The sequence below is a fragment of the Pseudomonas sp. SDO5532_S415 genome (assembly GCF_054071155.1).
On the sequence record NZ_JBSVWS010000328.1, the window covers coordinates 1 to 2,570 of the forward strand.

Genomic DNA, 2,570 nt, shown 5'->3' on the forward strand with positions numbered 1-2,570 from the left:
CACAACAGTTAAATGTGGGAGCGAGCCTGCTCGCGAAGACGGAGTATCAGGCGCTATAAATCTCAGCCCTTGGCCCCAGCCTCCAGCATATTCTCCGGCCGCACCCACGCATCAAACTGTTCATCGGTCAGATACCCCAGCTGCAACGCCGCCTCCCGCAACGTCAGCCCTTCGCTGTAAGCCTTCTTGGCAATCTCCGCCGATTTGTCATAGCCGATGTGCGGGTTCAGCGCCGTCACCAGCATCAAGCCGCGTTCCAGATGCGCAGCCATTTGCCCGGCGTCCGGCTCAAGGCCGGCGATACAGTGCTGCTGGAAGTTGCTGCAGCCATCGGCCAGCAGCCGGATCGATTGCAGCAGGTTGTGGATGATCACCGGTTTGAACACGTTCAATTGCAAGTGCCCCTGGCTCGCGGCGAAACCGATGGTGACGTCGTTGCCCAGGACCTGGCAGGCCAGCATCGACAGCGCTTCGCACTGGGTCGGGTTGACCTTGCCGGGCATGATCGAACTGCCCGGTTCGTTGGCCGGCAGTTTCACTTCGGCGAAACCGGCGCGCGGGCCGGAGCCGAGCAGGCGCAGGTCGTTGGCGATTTTCATCAGGGCCACGGCGAGGGTTTTCAGCGCGCCGGAGAGTGTGGTCAGCGGCTCGTGGCCGGCCAGCGCGGCAAACTTGTTCGGGGCGGTGACGAAAGGCAGGCCGGATAGCGCTGCCAGCTCCGCAGCGATCGCTTCACCAAAGCCGTGCGGCGAGTTCAGTCCGGTGCCCACGGCGGTGCCACCCTGAGCCAGTTCGCAAACTGCCGGCAGGGCACTGCGGATCGCCCGTTCGGCGTAATCGAGTTGCGCTATGAACCCGGAAAGTTCCTGGCCGAAGGTGATCGGTGTGGCGTCCATCATGTGGGTACGGCCGGTTTTCACCAGTTTCATGTGGCGTGCCGACAGTTCGGCAATGCCGCCGGACAGCTCGGCGATGGCCGGCAGCAATTGCTGCTGCACCGCCTGGGCCGCGGCGATGTGCATGGCGGTGGGGAAGCAGTCGTTGGAACTCTGGGAGCGATTGACGTGATCGTTGGGGTGCACCGGGGACTTGCCGCCACGCGGGTTGCCGGCCAGTTCGTTGGCGCGACCGGCGATCACTTCGTTGACGTTCATGTTGCTCTGGGTGCCGCTGCCGGTTTGCCAGACCACCAGCGGAAACTGGTCGTCGTGATTGCCGTCGAGCACTTCGTCGGCGGCCTGTTCGATTAGGCGGGCGATATCGGCGGGCAGGTCGCCATTGCGGTCGTTGACCCGTGCCGCGGCTTTCTTGATCAGCGCAAGAGCGTGCAGAACCGCCAGCGGCATACGTTCGTTGCCGATGGCAAAGTTGACCAGCGAGCGTTGTGTCTGAGCACCCCAGTAGGCCTCATCCGGGACTTCAACCTGGCCAAGGCTGTCGGTTTCGATACGGCTCATCGGTCACACTCCTGTAGGTCTGATTGCGCAGTTTAGGCCGTGATCGACGGCCGGGGTTCCATCAGTCTCGATTCTGTCCATTGAACCCCTCTAAATCAGGCGCGACAAGGCTTGGGGTTGAGTGACACACTTTTTTAGGCGCAGAATGGACGTCCTTGGGGTTTTACCTCGCCTGCTAGAAAAGGAAACTCGATGACTCGTCTTCGTGCCATCTGTACCGCGGTTGCATTGGTTTGTGCCAGCGGCCAGGTTCTTGCCGACACCGCCAGCCACAACGCCAGTGCCGAGGCTTTCCTGACCCTGGCACATGCTGACAAACTGGGCACTCCGGTGTACATGCAAGTACAGCAAATGTTCGCCCAGCGCTTCCAGCAAACCAAAGCCCCGGAATCGAAAAAAGCCGTCCTGGAAACCTACCAGGCCAAGGCCAACGCCGCCCTCGACCAGGCCATTGGCTGGAACAAGCTGAAGCCGGACATGGTCAAGCTCTACACCACCAACTTCACCGAATCCGAGCTCAAGGACCTGGTGGCGTTCTACAAGTCGCCACTGGGCAAGAAAGTCCTGGAAAAAATGCCGCAGCTGACTCAGCAATCGGCCCAGATGACCCAGGCCAAACTCGAAAGCGCAGTGCCCGTGGTCAACAAGCTGCTGGCTGACATGACGGCCGAGCTGACGCCGAAAGACGCAGCAGCGCCAGCCAAGAAAAAGCCTTAAGCGGAGTTTGGTATGACCATGCAACAACGCATCGAATCGACGTTGGGCCTGCTGCAGCCCGAGCATCTGCAAGTGCTGGATGAAAGCCATATGCACAGTCGCGGGTTGCAGACCCACTTCAAGGCCGTGGTGGTCAGCCAGCAGTTCGAAGGGCTCAATCGCGTCAAGCGTCACCAGAAAGTCTACGGCACACTCGGCGAGCTGATGGGCGAGTTCCATGCGTTGGCGCTGCATACCTACACGCCGGAGGAATGGGCGCAGATCGAAGCGGCTCCTGCCTCGCCGACCTGTGCCGGCGGCAGCAAGCACTAGCTTGACCGGCTGTTGTGGCGAGGGAGCTTGCTCCCGCTGGAGTGCGAAGCGCTCCCAAGCCTTACGACTGCTTCGCAGCCGAGC

General features: G+C 61.2%; 3 protein-coding genes. 2 read left to right on the forward strand and 1 reads right to left on the reverse strand.

Going from position 1 to position 2,570, the window contains the following annotated elements:
* Positions 1–62: 62 nt before the first annotated feature.
* Positions 63–1,457: a class II fumarate hydratase gene (locus ACW9HW_RS29805; protein WP_095196475.1), complete on the reverse strand. Its 1,395-nt coding sequence runs from the start codon at positions 1,455–1,457 to the stop codon at positions 63–65.
* A gap of 192 nt (positions 1,458–1,649) precedes the next feature.
* Between ACW9HW_RS29805 and ACW9HW_RS29810 the strand changes: the two genes are divergently transcribed.
* Positions 1,650–2,174 carry a DUF2059 domain-containing protein gene (locus ACW9HW_RS29810; protein ID WP_095196476.1) on the forward strand — a complete coding sequence of 175 codons (525 nt, stop codon included), beginning with the start codon at positions 1,650–1,652 and terminating at the stop codon, positions 2,172–2,174.
* Positions 2,175–2,186: 12 nt separating this feature from the next.
* Positions 2,187–2,486 carry a BolA family protein gene (locus ACW9HW_RS29815; protein WP_095196477.1) on the forward strand — a complete coding sequence of 100 codons (300 nt, stop codon included), beginning with the start codon at positions 2,187–2,189 and terminating at the stop codon, positions 2,484–2,486.
* Positions 2,487–2,570: the final 84 nt, after the last annotated feature.